The sequence below is a fragment of the Teichococcus deserti genome (assembly GCF_001982615.1).
Taxonomy (GTDB): Bacteria; Pseudomonadota; Alphaproteobacteria; order Acetobacterales; family Acetobacteraceae; genus Pseudoroseomonas; species Pseudoroseomonas deserti.
The window spans coordinates 1-556 of the sequence record NZ_MLCO01000133.1 but is presented as its reverse complement, the minus strand read 5'-3'; the positions used below and the strand labels follow the sequence as shown (position 1 = coordinate 556).

The following is a 556-nucleotide window of genomic DNA, read 5'->3' as shown; positions in this document are numbered from 1 at the left end:
GCGCCGCGCCTCGGGCAGGTTGGTGCCGTGCTCGACCCAGGTATAGCCCAGGTAGTTCAGCACATAGGGCTGCTCGGGGGCGAGCTGCAGGGCGCGGTGGAAATCGGCCTCCGCGCGGGTCCAGTCGCCGCCGCGCTCGAGCGCGATGCCGCGGGCGTAGAACAGCGACCAGTGCTCCGGCCCCGGGCGCTGCACCCGGGTCAGCGCGGCGGAATAGGCCTCGGCCGCCTCGGAATAGCGCTCGCGCCCGCGCAGCAGGTCGCCGAGGCGGGCGGGCGGCTGCAGCGACTGCGGATAGGCCTGCTGCAGCCCGCGCAGCGCGGCGATCGCCTCGTCCGGGCGGTTCAGCCGGTCCAGCAGGGTGGCGCGGCGCATGGCCACCGCCGCCGCCAGCGGGTCGTCATCCGACACCCGCCGCAGCAGGGCCAGCGCGCTGTCGGGATGCTTCTCGTCGGCCAGGGCGTCGGCGGCGATCAGCAGAGCGGGGGTGAAGTCGGGGCGCAGCCGCAGCGCCAGGCGGGCCAGCAGCAGGGTCAGCTCCGGCGCCCCCTGGCCG

Annotated in this window: 1 protein-coding gene; it reads right to left on the bottom strand. The window is 76.1% G+C overall.

What is annotated here, in order from left to right; genetic code table 11:
• Positions 1-556, bottom strand: a 556-nt coding sequence (locus tag BKE38_RS14335; RefSeq protein ID WP_131829596.1) for a tetratricopeptide repeat protein, incomplete at both ends; no start/stop codon positions are given.